Annotated in this window: 25 protein-coding genes; 2 read left to right on the forward strand and 23 right to left on the reverse strand. The window is 62.1% G+C overall.

Going from position 1 to position 22,252, the window contains the following annotated elements:
- Nucleotides 1-100: 100 nt before the first annotated feature.
- From speE to ccmA, 11 genes are all read right to left on the reverse strand, one after another.
- Nucleotides 101-976, reverse strand: a complete 876-nt coding sequence (gene speE / locus J3Q04_RS17475) for a polyamine aminopropyltransferase (RefSeq protein ID WP_434563036.1) — start codon at nt 974-976, stop codon at nt 101-103.
- Nucleotides 977-1,130: 154 nt separating this feature from the next.
- On the reverse strand, nt 1,131-1,538 hold the full coding sequence (locus J3Q04_RS17480) for a hypothetical protein (RefSeq protein WP_434563034.1): 408 nt from the start codon (nt 1,536-1,538) through the stop codon (nt 1,131-1,133).
- Nucleotides 1,539-1,552: 14 nt separating this feature from the next.
- A complete protein-coding gene (ccmI, locus tag J3Q04_RS17485; protein ID WP_434610306.1) occupies nt 1,553-2,755 on the reverse strand; it encodes a c-type cytochrome biogenesis protein CcmI in 1,203 nt (400 codons plus the stop codon).
- The gene (locus J3Q04_RS17490) at nt 2,748-3,221 is read right to left on the reverse strand and encodes a cytochrome c-type biogenesis protein (protein WP_420767895.1); all 474 of its coding nucleotides are present in this window, start codon (nt 3,219-3,221) and stop codon (nt 2,748-2,750) included. The genes ccmI and J3Q04_RS17490 overlap by 8 nt, the downstream gene beginning before the upstream one ends.
- Nucleotides 3,218-3,754, reverse strand: coding sequence for a DsbE family thiol:disulfide interchange protein (locus J3Q04_RS17495; RefSeq protein ID WP_420767896.1), 537 nt, complete (start codon nt 3,752-3,754; stop codon nt 3,218-3,220). Before J3Q04_RS17495 ends, J3Q04_RS17490 begins: the two co-directional genes overlap by 4 nt.
- Nucleotides 3,751-5,739 (reverse strand): heme lyase CcmF/NrfE family subunit, encoded by a 1,989-nt coding sequence (locus J3Q04_RS17500; RefSeq protein WP_434610304.1) that lies wholly within the window; start codon nt 5,737-5,739, stop codon nt 3,751-3,753. Before J3Q04_RS17500 ends, J3Q04_RS17495 begins: the two co-directional genes overlap by 4 nt.
- Nucleotides 5,740-5,743: 4 nt before the next feature.
- Nucleotides 5,744-6,199, reverse strand: a complete 456-nt coding sequence (ccmE, locus tag J3Q04_RS17505; RefSeq protein WP_434563028.1) for a cytochrome c maturation protein CcmE — start codon at nt 6,197-6,199, stop codon at nt 5,744-5,746.
- Nucleotides 6,196-6,372 (reverse strand): heme exporter protein CcmD, encoded by a 177-nt coding sequence (ccmD, locus tag J3Q04_RS17510; RefSeq protein ID WP_007939192.1) that lies wholly within the window; start codon nt 6,370-6,372, stop codon nt 6,196-6,198. Before ccmD ends, ccmE begins: the two co-directional genes overlap by 4 nt.
- The gene (locus tag J3Q04_RS17515; RefSeq protein WP_434610302.1) at nt 6,369-7,124 is read right to left on the reverse strand and encodes a heme ABC transporter permease; all 756 of its coding nucleotides are present in this window, start codon (nt 7,122-7,124) and stop codon (nt 6,369-6,371) included. Before J3Q04_RS17515 ends, ccmD begins: the two co-directional genes overlap by 4 nt.
- 94 nt (nt 7,125-7,218) lie before the next feature.
- Nucleotides 7,219-7,887 (reverse strand): heme exporter protein CcmB, encoded by a 669-nt coding sequence (gene ccmB, locus J3Q04_RS17520; RefSeq protein ID WP_420767900.1) that lies wholly within the window; start codon nt 7,885-7,887, stop codon nt 7,219-7,221.
- Nucleotides 7,884-8,519 carry a cytochrome c biogenesis heme-transporting ATPase CcmA gene (ccmA, locus tag J3Q04_RS17525; protein WP_434563026.1) on the reverse strand — a complete coding sequence of 212 codons (636 nt, stop codon included), beginning with the start codon at nt 8,517-8,519 and terminating at the stop codon, nt 7,884-7,886. The genes ccmB and ccmA overlap by 4 nt, the downstream gene beginning before the upstream one ends.
- A 197-nt stretch (nt 8,520-8,716) precedes the next feature.
- Here ccmA and J3Q04_RS17530 point away from each other — a divergent pair, with 197 nt between their 5' ends.
- Both J3Q04_RS17530 and J3Q04_RS17535 read left to right on the forward strand, forming a co-directional pair.
- Nucleotides 8,717-10,288: a flagellar hook-length control protein FliK gene (locus J3Q04_RS17530; RefSeq protein WP_434610299.1), complete on the forward strand. Its 1,572-nt coding sequence runs from the start codon at nt 8,717-8,719 to the stop codon at nt 10,286-10,288.
- A complete protein-coding gene (locus J3Q04_RS17535; protein ID WP_420767903.1) occupies nt 10,285-10,614 on the forward strand; it encodes an EscU/YscU/HrcU family type III secretion system export apparatus switch protein in 330 nt (109 codons plus the stop codon). Before J3Q04_RS17530 ends, J3Q04_RS17535 begins: the two co-directional genes overlap by 4 nt.
- 772 nt (nt 10,615-11,386) lie before the next feature.
- On the opposite strand, the gene J3Q04_RS17540 is transcribed toward J3Q04_RS17535, so the two are convergent.
- From J3Q04_RS17540 to fleN, 12 genes are all read right to left on the reverse strand, one after another.
- Nucleotides 11,387-11,782 carry a DUF2802 domain-containing protein gene (locus J3Q04_RS17540; protein ID WP_434610296.1) on the reverse strand — a complete coding sequence of 132 codons (396 nt, stop codon included), beginning with the start codon at nt 11,780-11,782 and terminating at the stop codon, nt 11,387-11,389.
- Nucleotide 11,783: 1 nt separating this feature from the next.
- Entirely contained in the window at nt 11,784-12,269 is a 486-nt protein-coding gene (locus J3Q04_RS17545; RefSeq protein ID WP_024778681.1) for a chemotaxis protein CheW, read from the reverse strand.
- Nucleotides 12,270-12,341: 72 nt separating this feature from the next.
- Nucleotides 12,342-13,214 (reverse strand): CheW domain-containing protein, encoded by an 873-nt coding sequence (locus tag J3Q04_RS17550; RefSeq protein WP_420767360.1) that lies wholly within the window; start codon nt 13,212-13,214, stop codon nt 12,342-12,344.
- 96 nt (nt 13,215-13,310) lie between these two features.
- Nucleotides 13,311-14,102 (reverse strand): ParA family protein, encoded by a 792-nt coding sequence (locus tag J3Q04_RS17555; protein ID WP_420767361.1) that lies wholly within the window; start codon nt 14,100-14,102, stop codon nt 13,311-13,313.
- A 49-nt stretch (nt 14,103-14,151) separates the two neighbouring features.
- Nucleotides 14,152-15,036, reverse strand: a complete 885-nt coding sequence (gene motD, locus J3Q04_RS17560) for a flagellar motor protein MotD (protein ID WP_420767362.1) — start codon at nt 15,034-15,036, stop codon at nt 14,152-14,154.
- A gap of 15 nt (nt 15,037-15,051) precedes the next feature.
- Nucleotides 15,052-15,792, reverse strand: coding sequence for a flagellar motor protein (locus J3Q04_RS17565; protein ID WP_305499634.1), 741 nt, complete (start codon nt 15,790-15,792; stop codon nt 15,052-15,054).
- Nucleotides 15,792-16,925, reverse strand: a complete 1,134-nt coding sequence (locus tag J3Q04_RS17570; protein ID WP_434563020.1) for a protein-glutamate methylesterase/protein-glutamine glutaminase — start codon at nt 16,923-16,925, stop codon at nt 15,792-15,794. The genes J3Q04_RS17565 and J3Q04_RS17570 overlap by 1 nt, the downstream gene beginning before the upstream one ends.
- 48 nt (nt 16,926-16,973) lie before the next feature.
- Nucleotides 16,974-19,223, reverse strand: coding sequence for a chemotaxis protein CheA (locus J3Q04_RS17575; RefSeq protein WP_434610292.1), 2,250 nt, complete (start codon nt 19,221-19,223; stop codon nt 16,974-16,976).
- Nucleotides 19,224-19,253: 30 nt separating this feature from the next.
- The gene (locus J3Q04_RS17580; protein WP_420767365.1) at nt 19,254-20,039 is read right to left on the reverse strand and encodes a protein phosphatase CheZ; all 786 of its coding nucleotides are present in this window, start codon (nt 20,037-20,039) and stop codon (nt 19,254-19,256) included.
- A gap of 18 nt (nt 20,040-20,057) precedes the next feature.
- On the reverse strand, nt 20,058-20,429 hold the full coding sequence (locus tag J3Q04_RS17585) for a chemotaxis response regulator CheY (RefSeq protein WP_003183998.1): 372 nt from the start codon (nt 20,427-20,429) through the stop codon (nt 20,058-20,060).
- 167 nt (nt 20,430-20,596) lie between these two features.
- Complete coding sequence (fliA, locus tag J3Q04_RS17590) at nt 20,597-21,340, reverse strand: RNA polymerase sigma factor FliA (protein ID WP_003184000.1); 744 nt, start codon at nt 21,338-21,340, stop codon at nt 20,597-20,599.
- Nucleotides 21,337-22,167: a flagellar synthesis regulator FleN gene (gene fleN, locus J3Q04_RS17595; protein WP_003184001.1), complete on the reverse strand. Its 831-nt coding sequence runs from the start codon at nt 22,165-22,167 to the stop codon at nt 21,337-21,339. The genes fliA and fleN overlap by 4 nt, the downstream gene beginning before the upstream one ends.
- Nucleotides 22,168-22,252: the final 85 nt, after the last annotated feature.

The raw sequence follows: 22,252 nt of genomic DNA on the forward strand, positions 1-22,252 counted from the left end.
GTGAAAATTTCGTTGATTGAATATTTGGCAACACAAAAGGGCCAGCGCCTAGTGGCGAGGGAGCTTGCTCTCTCGCCACAGGAGCAGACTGTCGCTGACGTCAGTCGTTGCTCGGCTTGTTGATCGCCTGCAGCACGTATTGCGGCATGGCGAACGCACCGATATGAATCTCGGGGTTGTAGTAGCGCGTCACGATACCGCTGCCGGTAAAGCGCTCGCGCAGGGTTTCGCGGGAGAGCTTGCGGTAAGCGGCGTTGGTCGAACCCCAGGCAAAGGTCATGGCGCCGCCGATATAGGTCGGCACGGCGGCCTGGTAGAAATGCCAGTCGGCGAACAGGCCGTGCAAGCGCCCGGCGGTGGTCTGGACTTCGCCCAACTGCATGAACGGCGTGCCGTTCTGAGTGACCAGGATCCCGCCTTCATTGAGGCAGCGGTGGCATGCCTGGTAGAAGTTCTCCGAGAACAGTACTTCGCCCGGACCGATCGGGTCGGTGGAGTCGGAAATGATGACGTCGAATTTTTCCTGGGTCGTGGCAACGAAACGCATGCCATCGTCAATCACCAGGTTCAGGCGCGGGTCGTCATAGGCGCCCTTGGAATGGTTCGGCAAAAACTCCTTGCACATGTCCACCACCGTGCCGTCGATCTCCACCATGGTGATGTGCTCGATGCCCACATGCTTGGTCACTTCCCGCAGCATGCCGCCGTCACCACCGCCAATGATCAGCACGCGCTTGACCGCGCCATGGGCCAGGATCGGCACGTGGGTCAACATCTCGTGGTAGATATATTCATCGGCTTCGGTGGTCTGGATCACGCCATCCAGGGCCATGACCCGGCCCATGCGCGGGTTTTCGAAAATCACCAGGTGCTGGTGCTCGGTGCGCACTTCATGCAGCAGCTTGTCCATGCGAAAACGCTGGCCATAGCCTTCGTAGAGGGTTTCAAGGTAATCGCCGGTCGGGGTGGTCGTCATGGTCAGGTGCTCCGATAAATACGCGGTTGGCCAGTGAGGCTCGCAAAGGCGCGCATTCTACGACGCTGGGGATGACAGGTCGAACCTTCAACTGTCTGACGACACAACGCAGCCTTTGTGGCGAGGGAGCAAGCTCCCTCCCCATCATGGTTTTTTAGTTGAATTTGCGTCCGAGCCCAGCCGGCACGCCTTCGATGGTGGTGTCTTCCCACGGCCCGTTCGGGCTGACGGAACGGCTCCATCCATTGTTCCAGCGATAGTAGGTGCGCTGGCGGTAGAAGGTATTGGTCTGATCATCCAGCACATAGACCCCGAGCTTGGCATCCCAATGGCTGTTGCCGCCGGGTGGGGGCGCGAAACTGGCGGAGGTACGCGGCACTGGCTTGGCCGGTTTGTTCGGGGTCACCGGTTTGCCGGGGGCGGTCGACGGTGCTGGCTTGGTGGTCGGCGTCGACGGCGGTATGGGCGGCAGCGGCGCCGAAGGTTCGGGCGGACGCTGGACCGCACAAGCGCTCAGGCCCAGGACGAGCGTGAGCAGTGTGATACGAGCGATGGCGGTCATGGGGCGAGTTCCTGTCATTGGTCCGGACTGTCGATGGTCAATTGCTGCGGTGCGGTGGTACTGCTCGCCAAGGGCTGGCTGCGACCGATCCACTCGCCGGCGGTCGGTTGACCGGCCCGGGATATACGCGCCACCAGTTGGACTTCGGGGAAGTTCGACAGTTTCAGCTGCGGCATCATTGCGTCCGCGTCGCCCAACTCGACGCTGGCGGGCAGGTCGGCGACGGTCAGGCGCTTGGCCGCCAGCGGCGCCGGCGGGCCGGAAACGGCGCGGGCGAAAATGAACACGCTGTCGCCCGGCTGCACCTTCGCCTTGAGCGCCGGAGCCAGGTCGACGCGAACCTTGAGCAGTGCCACGGCCTTGGCCGTCGGCGCCTGGGCGAGCTTGCCCCCACTGGCCTGGAGCTTCTCGGTGGCCCGGGTGATGCCGCCCTGCAACGCTTCGCGGGATCTATCGCCTTCAGGCAATTGCGCCAGCAAGCGTTCCCAATAATCGATCGCTTCCTGATAACGCTCGCCTTCAAACGCGGCGATGCCCAACAGGCCAAGGCTGGTCACTTCCTTGGGGTCGAGCTTCAGCGCTTCGTCGGTCAGGGCCTGGACTTTATCCGACCATTTCTTGCCATCGGCAAAGTACTGCGCCTGCGCCCATTGGCCCAACAGCTCCGGTTGGCGACCCGCGACCGCCACGGTGCGTTCGAAAATCTTCGCCGCGTCCGCCGGCCGATCCTGCGCCATGTAGGTCCGACCGAGGAAATACAAGCCCTCGGCGGAATCCGGTTGTGCCGCCACCGCGCGCTCCAGGCGCAGGGTCATCTCCTCCATGGACTGCGGCGCCTGGGCGAATTCGCGGGTCAGTTCGACTTTGTCGATGGCACCGAAATGCAGGTACAACGCCAGGCCCAACACCGGCACCAGCACAGCGGCGAGAAGCGGCAACGGCTTGCCCAGGCGTGATTCACGCGGCGCATCGGCGCCTTCGGTATCAGCCAGCAATTCTCGGGCGGCCTCGGCGCGCCCGGTGTCCAGTTGGGACGCGTTGAGCACGCCCTCTTCCCGCTCGGCCTGCAGTTCGGCAACCCGCTCCTGATACAGCGCCACGTTCAGCGCGGTGCGATCTTCTTCCAATTGGGCGCGACGGCCACGTAACACGGGGATCAACAGAAAACTCAGGGCGACCAGGAGAAGCAGACCTGCGGCGAGCCAGAAATCAATCATGCTTGGTTTTATCCAACAGTTGGTCGAGGCGCTGGCGCTCTTCGACAGAAAGCGTATCCGGGGCGGCGCTGCGCTGCACCCGACGGCGGCGCACGATCACCGCGATCACCACGAAACCACCCAGCAGCAGCCCGGCGGGGCCGAACCATAGCAGCGCGGTCTTGGAAGACAGGGCTGGGTTGTAGCGCACGAACTCACCGTAGCGATCCACCATGAAATCGATGATTTGCTGGTTGTCCTTGCCCTCGCCGAGCATCCGGAAGATTTCCTTGCGCAAATCGGTCGCGATCGGCGCGTTGGAATCGGCGATGTCCTGATTCTGACATTTGGGGCAGCGCAACTCCTTGGTCAGCTCGCGAAACCGCTCGCGCTCCGCGTCATTGGCGAATTCATAGGTATCGATGGCGGCATGGGCCACACCCGACAGACTCAAGCCGAGGACAGCGGCGGCTAACCAGCGCTTCATGGCTTGGCCTCATCCACCAGGGCCTGGTATTTGCCAGCCAGTTTTTCGCGCCAGACCTGTTCGTCGATCACACCGACGAACTTGTCGCGGATGATGCCCTTGGCGTCGATGAAGAATGTTTCCGGCGCGCCGTACACACCCAGGTTCAGGCCGAGGGTGCCCTCTTCGTCGCGGATATCGAGCTGATATGGGTTGTGGAATTCAGCCAGCCATTTCAAGGCGTCGGCGTTGACGTCCTTGTAGTTGACGCCGTAGATCACCACGCCATTCTGGGCCAGCTTGTTCAACACCGGATGCTCGACCCGGCAGGAAATGCACCAGGTACCCCACACGTTGACCAACGCCGGCTTGCCCTGCAGGTCGGCGTGGGTCAGGGTCCTGTCGCCTTGTACCGAGGGCAGGGAAAATTCCGGGAACGGCTTGCCGATCAGCGCCGAGGGCAACTCCGACGGATTCAAGAACAGCCCCCGGTAGAGGAACACCGCAACCATCAGGAACAGCGCCAGCGGCAATACCATCAACCAACGTTTCATGCAGTGGCTCCTGTCACGCCCAGCGCTTCACGCACCCGGGTCTTCACTTTGACGCGATAACGACGATCCAGCGCCGCCAGGACTCCGCCCAGGCCGGTCAGCAAGCCACCGAACCAGATCCAGCGCACGAACGGCTTGACGTGGACGCGCACCGCCCAGGCGCCATCGCCCAGAGATTCGCCCAGCGCGACATAGAGATCACGGGTGAAACCAGCATCGATCCCGGCTTCGGTCATCACCGAGTTCTGCACGGTGTAGAGGCGTTTCTCCGGGTGCAGCACGGTAATTTCCTGGCCGTTGCGAAGGACCCGCACGGTGCCCTTGTCGGAGGTGAAGTTAGGCCCTTCGAAATGCTTGGCGCCCTCGAAGACGAACTGGTAGCCACCCAGGTCCATGGATTCGCCCGGCGACAGGCGCAGGTCACGTTCGGCACTGTTCTGGCTGGACAGCACCACGCCCAGGGCGCAAACGGCGATGCCCAGGTGGGCGAGTTGCATGCCCCAATAACTGCGGGTCAGAGTTGGCAGGCCCTTGATCAGGCCTTTGTGACGGGTCTTGTCGAAGATGTCCCGAACGCCGGCCAGCAATACCCAGGCGGCCAGGACGAAGGTCGCCAGCACGGCCCAGTTGAAGTCGCCGTAGGCGATCCCGGCCACCACGGCCAGGGCAGCCGTGCCCAACAGCACCGGTGTCAGCATGCCCATCAGCCATTTGACCGGCGTGTCTTTCCAGCGCACCAGCACGCCGACGGCCATCACCACCATGAGGATCGCCATCAGCGGTATGAACAATGCGTTGAAATACGGCGGGCCAACCGACAGCTTGGCGCCGGACAACGCATCGAGCACCAGCGGGTACAGCGTGCCCAGCAGGATCATCGACGCCGCCACCACCAGCACCAGGTTGTTGCCCAACAGCAGGGTTTCCCGGGACCAGAGGTTGAAGCCGACCTGGCTCTTGACCACCGGCGCGCGCAGGGCGAACAGCGTCAGCGAACCGCCGACCACGACCATCAGGAACATCAGGATGAACACGCCACGCTCCGGGTCCGAGGCGAAGGCATGCACCGACGTCAGCACGCCGGAACGCACGAGGAAGGTTCCCAGCAGGCTCAAGGAGAATGCCGCGATGGCCAGCAGGACCGTCCAGCTCTTGAATACCCCGCGCTTTTCCGTGACCGCTAGGGAATGGATCAGGGCCGTGCCGACGAGCCATGGCATGAACGAGGCGTTTTCCACCGGGTCCCAGAACCACCAGCCGCCCCAGCCGAGTTCATAGTAGGCCCACCACGAGCCGAGGGTGATGCCGATGCCGAGAAAGGCCCAGGCAACAATGGTCCATGGGCGCGACCAGCGAGCCCAAGCGGCATCGAGGCGACCACCGAGCAACGCGGCGATGGCAAACGCGAAGGCCACGGAAAAACCGACGTACCCCATGTACAGCATCGGCGGATGGACAATCAGGCCTATGTCCTGGAGCAACGGGTTCAGGTCGCGACCGTCGGTCGGCACCTGGGGCAGGATGCGCTCGAACGGGTTGGACGTGACGATCAAAAACAGCAGGAAACCGGTGCTGATGATGCCCATCACCGCCAATACCCGGGCCAGCATCACCTGGGGCAATTGCCGAGAGAACACCGACACGGCAAAGGTCCACCCGGCGAGGATCAAGGCCCAGAGCAACAACGAACCTTCGTGGGCGCCCCACACCGCGCTGAACTTGTAGTACCAGGGCAAGGCGCTGTTGGAGTTGCTGGCGACGTACTCAACGGAAAAGTCGTCGGCCATGAACGCGTAGGTCAGGCAGGCGAAGGCAAACAGCATGAACGCAAACTGTCCCCATGCCGCTGGCTGGGCGAGGCTCATCCACAGACGGTCACCACGCCAGGCGCCGAGCAATGGAACCACGGCCTGCACCAGGGAGAAACACAGGGCCAGGATCATCGCCAGATGGCCCAGCTCGGGGATGAAGATACCGGTGGTCATCTTATCAACCCTCCTTCGCGGGCGCGGGCGCCGATTGGCCGCTGTCTTTCAGGGCCTTGGTCACTTCCGGCGGCATGTACTTCTCGTCGTGCTTGGCCAGCACTTCGTCGGCCACCACCACTCCGTCTGCATTGAGCTTGCCCAGGGCGACGATGCCCTGCCCTTCGCGGAACAGGTCAGGGAGAATGCCGCGGTAGGTGATGGTCACGGTCTTGTTGAAGTCGGTGACGTTGAACCTCACGTCCAGCGAATCGCCGGAACGCACCAGCGACCCCTGCTCCACCATGCCGCCGGCGCGGATGCGAGTGTCCTTGGGCGCCTCTCCGCTGGCAATCTGCGTCGGGGTATAGAACAGGTTGATGTTCTGCTGCAGGGCGCTCAGGGCCAGGCCGACCGCCGCGCCGACGCCGACCAGGATCGCCAGAATGATGACAAGACGTTTTTTGCGCAGCGGATTCACTGACCATTCTCCCGGCGCAGACGACGCGCCTCTTGTTGCAGATACCGCTTGCGGGCCAGGATCGGCGCCGCCACGTTGAGAGCCAGCACCGCCAGGCAAATGCCGTAGGCTGACCAGACATACAAGCCGTGATGGCCCATGGCGAGGAAATCGCCGAATGACGCGAAACTCATCGAGCGGCCTCCAGGCTGTTCTGTACTTCGGCTTTCACCCAGCTGGCCCGGGACTCACGCTTGAGCACTTCCAGGCGCATGCGCAGCAGCAGCACCGCGCCGAAGAAGCAATAGAACCCCAGCGCGGTCAGCAACAGCGGCAGCCACATCTCCACCGGCATCGCCGGTTTTTCAGTGAGGGTGAAGGTCGCGCCCTGGTGCAGGGTGTTCCACCACTCCACCGAGTACTTGATGATCGGGATGTTGATCACCCCGACGATCGCCAGCACCGCGCTGGCCTTGGCGGCGCTGTCACGATTGCTGATGGCGTTGCCCAGCGCAATAAGACCGAAGTACAGGAACAGCAGGATCAGCATCGACGTCAGTCGTGCATCCCAGACCCACCACGAACCCCAGGTCGGCTTGCCCCAGATGGCCCCGGTGACCAGCGCCACGGCGGTCATCCAGGCGCCGATGGGCGCGGCGCATTGCAGGGCTACGTCGGCCAGTTTCATTTTCCACACCAGCCCGACCACGCCGCATACCGCCAGCATCACGTAGATCGACTGGGCCAGCATCGCCGTCGGGACATGGATATAGATAATGCGGAAGCTGTTGCCTTGCTGATAGTCCGGCGGCGCGAAGGCCAGGCCCCAGACCACGCCGATGCCGATCAGCAACAGGGCGGCGATGCTCAACCAGGGCAGCATTTTGCCACTGATGCCGTAGAACCACTTGGGTGAGCCGAGCTTGTGAAACCAGGTCCAGTTCATTGCAGATTCCATCACGGTTGCGGCTCGCTATCGCGAACCGCTGGGGCGGCCTTTACTTCCTGGGAAGTGGTCAACTCCTGACCAGGCCTCATTATTATTCGCCGACGCTGATCTTCAGGCCAGCGGCTATTGCAAAGGGTGTCAGGGTTATCGCCAGGGCGGTCAGGCTCCCAAGCCACAGCAGATAACCGGTTGCCGGCATGCCTTGCAGTGCCGCTTGCAAGGCGCCACTTCCAAGGATCAATACCGGTATGTACAGCGGCAGAATCAGCAGGGCCAGCAACAAGCCTCCGCGCTTGAGCCCCACAGTCAGCGCCGCGCCTACCGCGCCGAGCAGGCTCAGCACCGGCGTGCCCAGCAACAGCGACAACAGCAGCACCGGCATGCAGGCCGCGGGCAAGCCCAGCATCATCGCCATCAACGGCGAGAGCAGCACCAGCGCCAGGCCGGAAAAAACCCAGTGTGCCAGTACCTTGGCCAAAACCAGAAGGGCCAGGGGGTGCGACGAAAGGACCCACTGTTCCAGGGATCCGTCCTCGAAATCACTGCGGAAAAGCCCGTCCAGCGAGAGCAGGACCGATAAAAGCGCTGCCACCCAGACCAGTCCAGGCGACAACGTTTGCAACAATTGAGTCTCCGGGCCGACCGCAAGCGGGAACAAGGCGATGACGATTGCGAAGAATACCAACGGGTTGGCCAGTTCTGCCGGACGACGGAACAACAGGCGCGCCTCACGGGCGAGCAACAAGCCAAAGACACTCATACCGCCCAGTTCCCCAGGTCGATGCTGCGATAACCGGAGGGCATCCGGGCCAAGGTGTGGTGCGTGGTGAGCAACACCATGCCGCCGTTTTCGCAATGGCCGGCCAGGTGTTCTTCAAGTTGCGCCACGCCCTGCTTGTCCAGAGCGGTGAACGGCTCGTCGAGGATCCACAGTGGCGGGCTGTCCAGGTACAGCCGGGCCAGGGCCACGCGGCGCTGCTGGCCGGCCGACAGGGTATGGCTCGGAACGTCCTCGAAACCTTTCAATCCCACCGCCGCCAATGCCCGCCAAATCGCCTCGCGCCCAGCCGGACGATGCAACGCGCAGAGCCAACTCAGGTTCTCTTCGGGGGTCAGCAGGTCCTTGATGCCGGCGGCATGGCCGATCCAGAGCAGGTTGCGTGCCAGTTCGCTACGCTGGCTGTGCAGCGGCTGGCCGTTGAGCAGGATCTCGCCGGCGGTGGGCTGCATCAACCCGGCCAGCAGGCGCAACAGGCTGGTCTTGCCACTGCCGTTGGGGCCACTGATCTGTACCATATCGCCAGGCGAGAGTCTCAATTCGAGATTTTCGAAAAGCAGTCGCAGATCTCGCTCACAGGCGAGGCCGACGGTTTGCAGGAGAGGACTGGTCAAGGGATCACGAGCCTTATACGGTTCAAGTCGGCAGTGCGGCAGCCGTTAAAGTGATGCAGCATAGATGCATTGACGGCCCGATCCACAGAGCTGCGTCAAACAATTGCAAGGTTTTGCCACTCTCTGGAAGGCGGGCGGCATTATACATGTGAAGTTCTTCTCTCAAGAGCGCTGATTTCCCCAAGGTAATACCGCAGATGACAGGCGACATGAACATCCCGCCGCTGCCCCAGCCCACGGCAACGACGCGTATGCCGGCGGTCACGGGCGAGTTGCTCAAGCTGCTGGCACCGGCCGAGGGATTGATCGGTCCGGGCCAGACCGCCAAGGCCGAGGTGCTGTCGCTCAAGCAGGCGGACCAGGCTTTCCAACTGCTGCTCAAGGTCACGCTGGAGAGCGGCCGGCAGGCCACCGTACAAGCCACCAGCACCCAGCCGTTGCCCCAGGGCACCAGCCTGGCCGTGACTCAGCCTTCGGCCAGCAACCTGGCGATTACCGTGCAGCAGGCCCTCGCCTCCAGCGTCGCCGCCCTGACCCGGATCGACACCGCGCAATTGCCCGTGGGCACTTTGTTGCAGGGCAAAGTGCTGACCAGCCAGGCCTTGCCGCAACAGCCCGGGCAACCGGCGGTGTATCGCTCGCTGGTAAGCCTGCTCAACACCGCCCAGGCCGGCAGCACCCTGGACATCGACAGCCCGCAGCCGCTGCGCATCGGCATGCTGTTGAGCGCCCAGGTACAGGATGCTCAGACATTGAAATTCGTGCCCTTGAGCAATCGCCAGGAGCAATTGGCGGTGAGCCAGCAATTGGTGACACAAGTGAGCCGCCAGGGCTCGCTGGACAGCCTGCTCACCGCCCTGCAAAACCTTCCCGCCAGCGATGACGCCGGCCCCGAACTGCGCGCGGCGGTGACACGCCTGCTGGCTGGCCTGCCGGACGTACAACAACTGAGCACACCCAAGGGCCTGGCCCAAGCCATGGCCGCCAGCGGCGTGTTCCTGGAAAGCAAGCTGCTGGCCGGCCAACCGCCAAGCCTGGCCCCGGACATGAAAGGCGACCTGCTGAAACTGATCGCCCAACTGACACCCGCCCTGCCCGCTTCCACCAACCTCTCCGCGGTCATCGCCGCCAACACCCTGGCCCAGGCATTGCCCAGCTTCGTGCGCAGCGCCCTGGGAATGCTCGGCCAGGTCAGCGCCAAGCCACAACCCACCGGCTTTCCGCTGCCCGCCAGATTATTGAAAGGTCAGGATGAAGAAGGTGACCTGGAGCATCTGCTGCGCCTGGCGGCCGCCGCCGTGTCACGCCTGCAAAGCCATCAGCTGTCCAGCCTGGAGCAAACCGGGCTGACCGATGACGGCCGGTTGATGAGCACTTGGCAACTGGAGATTCCGATGCGCAACCTGCAGGACATCGTGCCGTTGCAGGTCAAGTTCCAGCGCGAGGAAACCGCCGCCCGGGAACAACCGGACGAACGCCGCGAACAAACCGAACCGAAACAGCAGCTCTGGCGGGTCGAGCTGGCCTTCGACATGGAACCGCTGGGGCCGCTGCAGATCCAGGCCCAGTTGCTCAGTGGCAGCCTGTCCAGTCAGCTGTGGGCAGAACGAGCGTACACCGCGGGCCTGATCGAAATGAACCTGACCGCATTGCGCGAGCGCCTTGTGACGTGCGGGTTGAATGTCGGCGACCTCGACTGCCACCTCGGCACCCCGCCCCAAGGACCCAAGACCCGGCTGGAACAACGCTGGGTGGACGAAACCGCATGACAACCCACACCGAACCCCGCCAGGCCATCGCCCTCAAGTACGACGGCCACCACGCCCCCACCCTCACCGCCAAGGGCGACGAAGCCCTGGCCGAGGAAATCCTGCGCATCGCCCGCGAGAGCGAAGTACCGATCTACGAAAATGCTGAACTGGTGAAGTTGCTGGCACGGCTGGAGCTGGGCGACAGCATTCCGGAAGAGTTGTACCGCACGATTGCCGAAATCATTGCGTTTGCCTGGAACCTGAAGGGCAAATTTCCCCAGGGCTTCGACCCGCATGCGCAAAACATCGAGAAAGACGTGACGGAGCGTGGGGATGATTACTAATCGCTGAACGCGCTACCCCGTGGCGAGGGAGCTTGCTCCCGCTCGGCTGCTAAGCAGTCGTAAAAGCTGGGGCCGCTGCGCGACCCAGCGGGAGCAAGCTCCCTCGCCACGGGGACCGGGCTGGAATGATTATTTCTGAACGCCAGAAAAAACCTGTGGGAGCGAGCCTGCTCGCGATGGCGGTCATACACTCAGCATATTTGCTGACTGTCACACCGCTATCGCGAGCAAGCTCGCTCCCACACAGAGGTCACGGAACGCGGGAATGATCAGCGATCAGCGACGACGCTATCCGTGGCGAGGGAGCTTGCTCCCGCTCGGCTGCGAAGCAGTCGTAAAAACTTGGGGCCGCTGCGCGACCCAGCGGGAGCAAGCTCCCTCGCCACGGTGGCTGGGCTGGAATGATTATTTCTGAACGCCAGAAAAACCTGTGGGAGCGAGCCTGCTCGCGATGGCGGTCATACATTCAGCATATTTGCTGACTGTCACACCGCTAATTACTAATCGCTGAAGGCACTATCCCGTGGCGAGGGAGCTTGCTCCCGCTCGGCTGCGAAGCAGTCGTAAAAACTTGGGGCCGCTGCGCGGCCCAGCGGGAGCAAGCTCCCTCGCCACGGTGGCTGGGCTGGAATGATTATTTCTGAACGCCAGAAAAACCTGTGGGAGCGAGCCTGCTCGCGATGGCGGTCATACATTCAGCATATTTGCTGACTGTCACACCGCTATCGCGAGCAAGCTCGCTCCCACATGGGTCCTGGGGGATAGATAGATATCAGCCGCCCTTGTGCAACTTGCTCATCAATTCGGCTTCGGCCTGGGTCAGGCCGCACGCCTGGGTCAGTTCGTCGATGCTGGCGCCCATGCCGACCAGCCGGGCGGCTTGGGCAAAGGACAGGCTGGAGGGGTCGCGCTGTTCCAGTTGCGCCAGTTTGTCCGGCAATGGCGCGACGACGGCACGCAGCTCATGGAGCGCTTCGCCCATGCGCACGGCGCCGTTCTGATAGTCGTCGACACGCTTGGCCAGGTCCCGGATGCGCTGATCGCGCAGCGCATCGCCCTGGGCCTGTTGAGCGGCGATTTCCCGCTGGCCACGTATGTAGGACAAAAACATCGCCAGCGTGCCTGCCCAGAAAAGGAACAGGACAATGACTGCTACCTCAAGAATCAAATCAGATACTCTCCAGTTCCGACCACTCTTCTTCGCTCATCATTTTTTCCAGTTCGACCAGGATCAGCAACTCGTTGTTCTTGTTGCAGACGCCCTGGATGAACTTGGCCGATTCCTCGTTACCGACGTTAGGCGCGGTTTCGATTTCCGACTGACGCAAGTAAACCACTTCAGCAACGCTGTCGACCAGGATACCGACCACTTGCTTGTCCGCCTCGATGATCACGATACGGGTGTTGTCGTTGACCTCGGTGGAGTTCAAGCCGAAACGCTGACGGGTGTCGATCACGGTCACGACGTTACCACGCAGGTTGATGATGCCCAGCACGTAGCTTGGCGCACCCGGGACCGGGGCGATCTCGGTGTAGCGCAGCACTTCCTGCACGCGCATCACGTTGATGCCGTAGGTTTCGTTATCGAGCTTGAAAGTCACCCATTGCAAGATCGGATCTTCGGAACCCTTGAGAGACGACGCCTTATCATTCATACCCTGACCCCTCGAAAAACCGCCTGTGGCGGTGTGTGTTCTGTCCGGCGTCGCCCTGCGCCGCCGGTTGTCTTATTTCGGTTTCCGGACCGGCTTGGCGCCGTCCAGGTGTTTTGCCCCGCCGCTGGCGATCAGCTCCGCCAGTTCGGAAACGTCCAGCAAGGCGCACATGTGTTCGATCACCGTACCGGCCAGCCATGGCCGTTGCCCTCGATGGCTGCGCCACTTGATCTCGTTCGGGTCCAGGCGCAGCGAACGGCTGACCTGATGCACCGCCAATCCCCATTCGTAGCCCTGCACAGAAATCACGTACTGCAGGCCCTGGCGAAAATCATCGCGATAACGATCCGGCATGACCCAGCGCGCGGTGTCCAGCACTTTCAGGTTGCCGGCCTGGCTCGGCAGGATTCCGAGGAACCACTCCGGTTGGCCAAACAACGGCGTCAATTCCTGCCCGGCCAGGGAGTAGATCGATCCCAGGCACACCAGCGGCACCGCCAGCGTCAAACCGGCCACATCGAACAACAAGCACTCGAACGGCTCGGCGGCCCACGCCGGGCGATCATCGCCCGGCGCCGGCGGCGGCGTGTTGCTCGGCGGCATGTGGATTTCCACTACCGGCGTCACCAACCCCTGCAACAATGGCGCGACGGTGGAGACCGGCGCCAGGATCGGTGCGGGTGCTTCCATCACCGCCAACTGCGGCTTGACGAACGGCGCTTCCACCGCTGTCACAACCGCTGAAGCCTGTGCATCACGGGCCTGCTCCTCGAGCACGGCGGCCTGGAACTCGTCGAGCGCGGGTTCGGCTTCGACAGGCTCGGGCAACGCCTGGAACGCGCTCGGCTGCGCTGGCAATTCATCGGTCGCTTCCTGCAACAGCCCATCCAGATAGGACTGCAGGGCCAATTGGGGACGCGAAGTTGTCTTGATGGGGCGGTTCATGGGAACTGTGCGCCACTTGAAAAGGTTATCGGCATGGATACGGCAGGACTTGAGCGCCCGCAAGCAAGCACAACGTCTAAGGAGAACTTCATCAACTCAAGCCACCTGCTGCGCAACGAGCTGCTGGGCCAGCAGGTGCTTGAGAAGCGCGCGATAGGCCAGTACACCACGGCTTTTGCCATCGAATTGCGACGGTGTCACGCCGGCGCGGCTGGCGTCGCGCAAACGTGTGTCCACCGGGATGTAGCCTTGCCAGATGTCGTCCGGGTACATGTCGCGCAGCACTCGCAAGGTGCCGAGGGACGCCTGGGTACGACGGTCGAACAGGGTCGGCACGATATTGAATGCCAGCGACTGCTTGCGTGAACGGTTGACCATCGCCAGGGTGTTGACCATGCGCTCCAGGCCCTTCACCGCGAGGTGTTCGGTCTGCACAGGAATGACCAATTGCTGGCTGGCGGCCAAGGCATTGACCATCAGCAGGCCCAGCAACGGCGGGCTGTCGATGATCGCGTAATCGAAATCCTGCCACAGCTGCGCCAGACTCTTGGCGATCACCAGGCCCAGGCCGCTCTGGCCGGGCGATTGGCGCTCCAAGGTGGCCAGGGCGGTGCTCGACGGTAGCAAGGAGATCCGCTCGTCGCTGGTGGACAGCAGCAACTGCCCCGGCAAGCCTTCGGGCACGCTGCCCTTGTGCAGGAACAAATCATAGTTGCTGTGTTCCAGGCTATCGGGATCGTAGCCGAAGTAACTGGTCATCGAGCCATGGGGGTCCAGATCGACGATGACCACACGCTTGCCGGCCTCGGCCAGCAAACCGGCTAAAGCGATGGAGGATGTGGTTTTGCCCACACCACCTTTTTGATTGGCGACTGCCCAGACTCTCATTCGGATCGTTCCTCCCGGTCGAGACGTGCTCGACCGAGAAATAGCTCGGTTATAAAGCCGGTGACGGAGAATTGACGGCGTTCTGTCTATCCGGCGACTTGACCGGGGTCGGTGCAGTTTGTGTGCCAGCCCGCTTCAATGCCGCATCGGGCTTTGCGTTGGCGGTGCCGGTACCGGTCAGGCTGCGACGCACATCGAGGTTGCGCGAAACCACCAGCACCACCCGTCGATTGCGTGCGCGCCCCTCGGCCGTGGCGTTATTGGCCACCGGCTGGAATTCGCCATACCCCACCGACGCCAGGCGGCCCGGGTTGACACCCTGCATGGCGAGCATGCGCACGATGCTTGCCGAACGGGCCGACGACAATTCCCAGTTGGTGGGGTACTGCGCGGTGCGGATCGGCTGGTCGTCGGTGAAACCTTCGACGTGGATAGGGTTGTCGAACGGTCTCAGGATCGCCGCCACTTTATCGATGATGTTGAACGCCATGTCGCTGGGCATGGCATCGCCGCTGCCGAACAGCAGGCTGGAGTTGAGTTCGATCTCGACCCACAACTCGTTGCCACGCACGGTCATCTGGTTGGAACTGATCAGGTCGCCGAACGCCGAACTGATGTCATCGGCAATGCTCTTCAACGGATCGCTGCCACCGGCAATGCCGGCGTCGACCTGTTCGCTGTCCTTGACCAGCGGCTTGGCCGGGGTCGTCGTCTTCGGACGCTCTTCGCCGATGGGAATCGGCTTGAGGGCGCGGTCCGAATCGGTAAAGACGCCGATCAACGCTTCGGAAATGACCTTGTACTTGCCTTCGTTCACCGAAGAGATCGAATACATGACCACAAAAAAGGCGAACAGCAGCGTGATGAAGTCGGCATAGGAAACCAGCCAGCGTTCATGGTTGACGTGTTCTTCACGATGTCTGCGACGCGCCATCTGCCATTTCCCCCATCAGTCCATGAAGCCCTGGAGCTTCAACTCGATGGAACGCGGGTTCTCGCCTTCGGCAATCGACAGGATCCCTTCCAGCAGCATTTCGCGGTAGCGCGACTGGCGCAACGCAATGGATTTGAGCTTGGCCGCGATCGGCAGCAGCACCAGGTTGGCGCTCGCCACGCCGTAGATGGTGGCAACGAATGCCACGGCAATGCCGCTGCCCAGTTGCGACGGATCGGCCAGGTTGCCCATCACATGGATCAAACCCATGACAGCACCGATGATACCGATGGTCGGCGCGTAGCCTCCCATGCTCTCGAACACCTTGGCCGCTTCGATGTCGCGGCTTTCCTGGGTGTAGAAATCCACCTCCAGGATGCTGCGAATCGCTTCGGGTTCGGCGCCGTCCACGAGCAATTGAAGGCCCTTGCGCGAGTAGCTGTCGGGTTCGGCATCGGCCACCCCTTCCAGCCCAAGCAGGCCTTCCTTGCGGGCGGTCAGGCTCCAGTTGACTACGCGGTCGATGCCGCCGGCCAGGTCGACCCGAGGTGGAAACAGAATCCACACCAGGACCTGCATGGCGCGCTTGAAGGCGCTCATCGGCGACTGCAACAGCGCAGCGCCTACAGTGCCACCGATCACGATCAACGCGGCCGGGCCGTTGGCCAGCGCACCGAGATGACCGCCTTCCAGGTAATTGCCACCAATGATGGCGACGAACGCCATGATGATGCCGATCAGACTGAGCACATCCATTACAGGCACGCCTCGATCAGATGTTTACCCATGTCGTCCAGGCTGTAGACCGCGTCAGCCAGGTCGGCCTTGACGATCGCCATGGGCATGCCGTAGATCACGCAACTGGCCTCGTCCTGGGCCCAGATCGCACTGCCGCCCTGCTTGAGCAGGCGCGCACCCTCGCGGCCATCGGCACCCATGCCGGTGAGCACCACCGCCAGAACTTTGTCGCCGTAGGATTTCGCCGCGGAACCGAAGGTGATGTCTACGCAAGGCTTGTAGTTCAAGCGCTCATCGCCCGGCAGGATTTTCACCGCGCCACGGCCGTCGATCATCATCTGCTTGCCACCCGGTGCCAGCAGCGCCAGGCCTGGACGGAGGATGTCGCCATCCTCGGCTTCCTTGACGCTGATGCGGCACAGTTTGTCCAAACGTTCAGCGAACGCCTTGGTGAACGCGGCGGGCATGTGCTGGATCAACACGATCGGGGCCGGGAAGTTCGCTGGCAGCTGGGTCAAGACCCGTTGCAGCGCAACCGGGCCGCCCGTGGACGTGCCGATGGCGACCAGTTTGTAGGCCTTGCGCTTGGGCGCTGGCGACGACGGGCTGGCGGGCGCCGGGCGAGCGGGCGCCGGCGCAGGAGCACTGCGAACCGGCGCCGAACTGAAGCTGCTCGACGCAGAAGGCGCAGGCGTTGGTGCTGGCGCAGCAGCCGGCACTGACGCCGGTGCGCTGTAGGCACTGACGCGGCGGTTACTGCGGGAAATACTGTGGACCTTCTCACATAGCAACTGGCGGACCTTGTCCGGGTTGCGCGAGATGTCTTCAAAGTTCTTTGGCAGGAAGTCCACCGCCCCGGCATCCAGCGCATCGAGGGTGACTCGGGCGCCTTCATGGGTCAGGGACGAGAACATCAAAACCGGGGTCGGACAGCGTTGCATGATATGCCGCACTGCCGTGATGCCGTCCATCATCGGCATCTCGTAGTCCATGGTGATCACGTCCGGCTTGAGCGCCAGGGCCTGATCGATCGCCTCTTTGCCATTGGTCGCCGTACCGACGACCTGAATGCTCGTGTCCGCTGAAAGAATTTCCGAGACGCGGCGGCGGAAAAACCCCGAATCGTCCACCACCAGGACTTTAACTACCATAAACACTCCGTTAGACAAGGCGCGGCGTCGGGCCGCGCCCCTCCAGAATCAAATACGCCGAGCGGCGTAGCGCTTGAGCATGCTAGGCACATCGAGGATCAACGCGATGCGGCCGTCGCCGGTGATGGTGGCGCCGGACATGCCCGGGGTGCCCTGGAGCATCTTGCCCAACGGCTTGATGACCACTTCTTCCTGGCCCACCAACTGGTCGACGACGAAGCCGATCCGCTGGGTGCCCACCGAAAGGATCACCACATGGCCTTCGCCCTGCTCCACATGAGCGGCAGAGCTGACCAGCCAGCGCTTGAGGTAGAACAGCGGCAGTGCCTTGTCCCGTACGATGACCACTTCCTGGCCATCGACGACGTTGGTGCGCGACAGGTCGAGGTGGAAAATCTCGTTGACGTTGACCAGCGGGAAGGCGAACGCCTGGTTGCCCAGCATCACCATCAGGGTCGGCATGATCGCCAAGGTCAACGGGACCTTGATGACGATCTTCGAGCCCTGGCCCTTGGTCGAGTAAATGTTGATCGAACCGTTGAGCTGGGAAATCTTGGTTTTCACCACGTCCATGCCCACGCCACGACCCGACACATCGGAAATCTCGGTCTTGGTCGAGAAGCCCGGGGCGAAGATCAGGTTGTAGCACTCGGTGTCGCTCAGGCGATCGGCCGCGTCCTTGTCCATCACACCGCGTTTCACGGCAATGGAACGGAGCACGTTCGGGTCCATGCCCTTGCCGTCGTCGGAGATCGACAGCAGGATATGGTCGCCTTCCTGCTCGGCGGCCAGGATCACCTTGCCGCTGCGGACCTTGCCTGACGCTTCGCGCTCTTCCGGCGACTCGATGCCGTGGTCGACCGCGTTGCGCACCAAGTGGACCAGCGGGTCGGCCAGGGCCTCGACAAGGTTCTTGTCGAGGTCGGTCTCTTCACCCACCAGTTCCAGGTTGATTTCTTTCTTGAGCTGGCGAGCCAGGTCGCGAACCAGGCGCGGGAAGCGCCCGAAAACTTTCTTGATCGGCTGCATCCGGGTCTTCATGACCGCGGTTTGCAGGTCAGCCGTGACCACGTCGAGGTTCGACACGGCCTTGGACATGGCTTCGTCCTGGCTGTTGAGGCCCAGGCGCACCAGCCGGTTACGCACCAGCACCAGTTCGCCGACCATGTTCATGATCTCATCCAGCCGCGCGGTGTCGACGCGAACGGTGGTCTCGGCTTCGCTCGCCGGTTTTTCGGCGGGCGCGGCGGAAGGCGCGCGAGCCGGGGCTGGCGCCACTGCGGCGGCAGGCTTCGGGGTTTCGGCTTTCGGTTCCGGCGCCTTGGCGGCCGGCTTCGGCGCGGCCTTGGCGGCGGGTGCAGCCGTGGCGGCAGCGGCAGGCGCGGCGGCGGCCGTGCCGACTTCGCTGAACTTGCCCTTGCCATGCAGCTCGTCGAGCAGCGATTCGAATTCGTGGTCGCTGATCAAGTCGCTTCCGGCTGCCGCTGCCACTGGTTTGGCCGGGGTCGGCGCCGAAGCGATGGCCGAATCCAACGCGTCGACGGCAAAGTTGCCCTTGCCATGCAACTGGTCGAGCAAGGCTTCGAATTCGTCGTCGGTAATGTCGGAGTCATCCCCCGCTGCCTTTGGCGCAGCCGGGGCCGCCGGCGCTACGACCGCATCGGGGGCGAACTGGCCCTTGCCGTGCAGTTGGTCGAGCAGCGATTCGAACTCATCGTCGGTAATTTCATCGCTGGCAGCGGCATCGGCGGCTGGCGCAGCGGGCGCGGCCGGAGCCTCGGCTTCGGCCTTGACGGCGTTCAGCGAGTCCAGCAGCGATTCGAATTCATGATCGGTGATGTCGCCCGATTCTTGCGCAACCGGTTCTTCGACCACAGGCTCGGCAACGGGCATGGCCTCGTCAGCCGACTGCGGCTCGGCCAGGCGCGACAGCGCGGCGAGCAGCTCGGGGGTGGCCGGGGTGATCGGCGAGCGCTCGCGCACTTCGCTGAACATGCTGTTGACCGCATCCAGGGCCTCGAGCACCACGTCCATCAGTTCCGAGTCGACGCGACGCTCACCCTTGCGCAGGATGTCGAACACGTTCTCGGCAATGTGGCAGCACTCCACCAGCTCATTAAGCTGGAGGAAGCCGGCGCCTCCTTTTACAGTGTGGAAACCGCGAAAAATTGCATTGAGCAGATCCGCATCATCAGGTCGGCTTTCCAGCTCGACCAGCTGTTCGGATAGTTGCTCTAGAATCTCGCCGGCCTCAACCAGGAAATCCTGAAGGATCTCTTCATCGGCGCCGAAGCTCATTAATGGCTGCTCCTAAAATAGGGCTAAAACTTAGAATCCAAGGCTGGACAGCAAATCGTCCACATCGTCCTGACCGGACACAACGTCTTCTCTTTTATCGGCATGAATCTGCGGACCTTCACCCTGAGAGAGATGTTTTTGTGGATCTTTTTCAGCGAGCATCGCTTCACGGTCGTGTTCGATGCCGGCAAAGCGGTCGACCTGGCTTGCCATCAACACCAGTTTGAGCAAATTGCTTTCCACTTCGGTGACCAGTTGGGTCACACGCTTGATCACCTGGCCGGTCAGGTCCTGGTAGTCCTGGGCCAGCAGAATGTCGTTGAGGTTGCTGGCCACGGCGCGATTCTCGGCGCTGCTGCGCGCCAGGAAACCGTCAACCCGACGGGCCAGCTCCCGGAACTCCTCGGCGCCCACTTCGCGACGCATGAACCGTCCCCAATCGGTGCTCAACGCCTGGGCTTCCTCGCTCAGGCCGTTGACCAGGGGCGTTGCGCTTTCCACCAGGTCCATGGTGCGGTTCGCTGCGGCTTCGGTCAGCTTGACCACATAACCCAGGCGCTCGGTGGCGTCGGTGATCTGCGAGACTTCCTCGGCCTGCGGCATGTTCGGATCGATCTGGAAATTGACGATCGCGCTGTGCAGTTCACGGGTGAGCTTGCCGACTTCCTGGTACAGACCGCGATCACGGGTCTGGTTGAGCTCATGAATCATTTGAACCGCATCGCCGAAGCGGCCCTTTTCAAGGCTGTCTACCAGTTCGCGGGCATGTTTTTTCAGGGTCGATTCGAAATCGCCCATTGAAGATTCGTTGTCCATAGCTCCCCCGTGGCGCCGTTAACCGATGCGTTCGAAGATTTTTTCGATCTTCTCTTTCAACGCCTGGGCCGTGAAGGGTTTGACCACATAGCCGTTCACACCGGCCTGGGCCGCTTCGATGATCTGCTCGCGCTTGGCTTCGGCAGTGACCATCAGCACCGGGAGGTGCTTGAGTTTTTCGTCGGCGCGCACGTGGCGCAGCAAGTCGATACCGGTCATGCCAGGCATGTTCCAGTCAGTCACCAGAAAGTCGATGCTCCCGCTGTTGAGGACCGGAATGGCGGTTGTGCCATCGTCGGCCTCGACCGTGTTGGTGAACCCGAGGTCACGCAACAGGTTTTTTATGATCCGCCGCATCGTTGAGAAGTCATCAACGATGAGGATTTTCATGTTCTTGTCCAATTCGACCTCCAAGCAGTCTTAAACGCGCCCAGCACCTGGACGCGCCATTTCAATCAATCCGGCACAACACTCGACAACGGTATGGAGCACAACGGATGGAGACTGGCCCGGCATACGCCATGCCAGCCCCGCTCGCAGCGTCCCCACACTGCTCGTCAGCGCGCTCGCCACTCCCCCAAACGCCCCCGCAAGCGGGCCGCGCACTGGCTATGTAACTGGCTGACCCGCGATTCGCTGACCCCCAGGACCTCACCGATTTCCTTGAGGTTCAGCTCTTCGTCGTAGTACAGCGCCAAGACCAGTCGCTCACGCTCCGGCAAATTGGCAATCGCATCCGCCAGGGCGCTCTGGAAACGTTCATCTTCCAGGTCGCGCGACGGCTCCATGTGAGCACTCGCGCCGTCCTCGTGCAGCCCTTCGTGTTCGCCGTCCTGCAACAGGTCGTCGAAACTGAACAGGCGACTGCCCAAGGTATCGTTCAAAATCCCGTAATAATCATCGAGACTCAACTGGAGTTCGGCCGCAACTTCGTGATCTTTAGCGTCTCGCCCGGTTTTCGCTTCAATCGCACGAATCGCGTCGCTGACCATGCGGGTGTTGCGATGCACCGAACGCGGCGCCCAGTCGCCCTTGCGGACCTCATCGAGCATCGCCCCGCGGATACGGATACCGGCGTATGTCTCGAAACTGGCGCCCTTGCTCGCGTCGTATTTATTCGACACTTCGAGCAGGCCGATCATGCCCGCCTGGATCAAGTCCTCGACCTGGACACTGGCCGGCAAACGCGCCAGCAAGTGGTAGGCGATGCGCTTGACCAGTGGCGCGTAACGCTCGATCAATTCGTACTGGGCGTCCCGTGCCGATTTTTTGTAGAGATGGTTGTAACCGCTGGCTGTCATAACACGGGCCCTGCTGTTTGTTGCACGAGACGCTCGACGAAAAATTCCAGATGCCCACGTGGGTTGGCCGGCAGCGGCCAGGTGTCGACCTTCTGGGCGATCGCCTTGAACGCCAGGGCGCATTTGGAACGAGGAAAAGCTTCATAAACGGCACGTTGCTTCTGGACAGCCTTGCGTACGCTTTCGTCGTAAGGCACTGCGCCGACGTATTGCAGGGCGACGTCCAGGAAGCGATCCGTGACCTTGGTCAACTTGGCGAACAGGTTGCGTCCTTCCTGTGGGCTTTGGGCCATGTTGGCCAGGACGCGAAAGCGGTTCATGCCATAGTCGCGGTTAAGCAGTTTGATCAGCGCGTAGGCGTCGGTGATCGACGTCGGTTCGTCGCAGACCACCAGCAACACTTCCTGGGCGGCGCGCACGAAACTGACCACCGAGTCACCAATACCGGCAGCCGTGTCAATCACCAGCACATCGAGGTTGTCACCGATGTCGCTGAAGGCCTGGATCAGGCCGGCGTGCTGCGCCGGGGTCAGGTGAACCATGCTCTGGGTGCCGGAGGCGGCCGGCACGATGCGAATCCCGCCGGGGCCTTGCAACAGCACGTCGCGCAATTCACAGCGCCCTTCGATCACGTCCGCCAGCGTGCGCTTGGGTGTGAGCCCCAGCAGCACGTCGACGTTCGCCAGGCCCAGGTCGGCGTCCAGCAGCATGACCCGTCGGCCAAGCTCTGCCAGAGCCAGGGACAAGTTCACTGACACGTTAGTCTTCCCGACGCCACCTTTGCCGCCGGTCACCGCGATCACCTGTACGGGATGCATGCTGCCCATGTTCGTTCTTTACCTTGTCTTACTTAGACGGAGGCCACATTACTGGCTGCGCGTTCACATACGGAACAATGCATGGCAGACCATC

The organism is Pseudomonas sp. D4-21 (genome assembly GCF_051132125.1).
In the GTDB taxonomy this organism is placed as follows: Bacteria; Pseudomonadota; Gammaproteobacteria; order Pseudomonadales; family Pseudomonadaceae; genus Aquipseudomonas.

Coding starts and splice junctions, on each gene's coding strand:
- speE (WP_434563036.1), bottom strand. CDS start 976: ATGACGACCACCCCGACCGGCGATTACCTTGAAACCCTCTACGAAGGC.
- J3Q04_RS17480 (WP_434563034.1), bottom strand. CDS start 1,538: ATGACCGCCATCGCTCGTATCACACTGCTCACGCTCGTCCTGGGCCTG.
- ccmI (WP_434610306.1), bottom strand. CDS start 2,755: ATGATTGATTTCTGGCTCGCCGCAGGTCTGCTTCTCCTGGTCGCCCTG.
- J3Q04_RS17490 (WP_420767895.1), bottom strand. CDS start 3,221: ATGAAGCGCTGGTTAGCCGCCGCTGTCCTCGGCTTGAGTCTGTCGGGT.
- J3Q04_RS17495 (WP_420767896.1), bottom strand. CDS start 3,754: ATGAAACGTTGGTTGATGGTATTGCCGCTGGCGCTGTTCCTGATGGTT.
- J3Q04_RS17500 (WP_434610304.1), bottom strand. CDS start 5,739: ATGACCACCGGTATCTTCATCCCCGAGCTGGGCCATCTGGCGATGATC.
- ccmD (WP_007939192.1), bottom strand. CDS start 6,372: ATGAGTTTCGCGTCATTCGGCGATTTCCTCGCCATGGGCCATCACGGC.
- J3Q04_RS17515 (WP_434610302.1), bottom strand. CDS start 7,124: ATGAACTGGACCTGGTTTCACAAGCTCGGCTCACCCAAGTGGTTCTAC.
- ccmB (WP_420767900.1), bottom strand. CDS start 7,887: ATGAGTGTCTTTGGCTTGTTGCTCGCCCGTGAGGCGCGCCTGTTGTTC.
- J3Q04_RS17530 (WP_434610299.1), top strand. CDS start 8,717: ATGACAGGCGACATGAACATCCCGCCGCTGCCCCAGCCCACGGCAACG.
- J3Q04_RS17535 (WP_420767903.1), top strand. CDS start 10,285: ATGACAACCCACACCGAACCCCGCCAGGCCATCGCCCTCAAGTACGAC.
- J3Q04_RS17545 (WP_024778681.1), bottom strand. CDS start 12,269: ATGAATGATAAGGCGTCGTCTCTCAAGGGTTCCGAAGATCCGATCTTG.
- J3Q04_RS17550 (WP_420767360.1), bottom strand. CDS start 13,214: ATGAACCGCCCCATCAAGACAACTTCGCGTCCCCAATTGGCCCTGCAG.
- J3Q04_RS17555 (WP_420767361.1), bottom strand. CDS start 14,102: ATGAGAGTCTGGGCAGTCGCCAATCAAAAAGGTGGTGTGGGCAAAACC.
- motD (WP_420767362.1), bottom strand. CDS start 15,036: ATGGCGCGTCGCAGACATCGTGAAGAACACGTCAACCATGAACGCTGG.
- J3Q04_RS17565 (WP_305499634.1), bottom strand. CDS start 15,792: ATGGATGTGCTCAGTCTGATCGGCATCATCATGGCGTTCGTCGCCATC.
- J3Q04_RS17570 (WP_434563020.1), bottom strand. CDS start 16,925: ATGGTAGTTAAAGTCCTGGTGGTGGACGATTCGGGGTTTTTCCGCCGC.
- J3Q04_RS17575 (WP_434610292.1), bottom strand. CDS start 19,223: ATGAGCTTCGGCGCCGATGAAGAGATCCTTCAGGATTTCCTGGTTGAG.
- J3Q04_RS17580 (WP_420767365.1), bottom strand. CDS start 20,039: ATGGACAACGAATCTTCAATGGGCGATTTCGAATCGACCCTGAAAAAA.
- J3Q04_RS17585 (WP_003183998.1), bottom strand. CDS start 20,429: ATGAAAATCCTCATCGTTGATGACTTCTCAACGATGCGGCGGATCATA.
- fliA (WP_003184000.1), bottom strand. CDS start 21,340: ATGACAGCCAGCGGTTACAACCATCTCTACAAAAAATCGGCACGGGAC.
- fleN (WP_003184001.1), bottom strand. CDS start 22,167: ATGGGCAGCATGCATCCCGTACAGGTGATCGCGGTGACCGGCGGCAAA.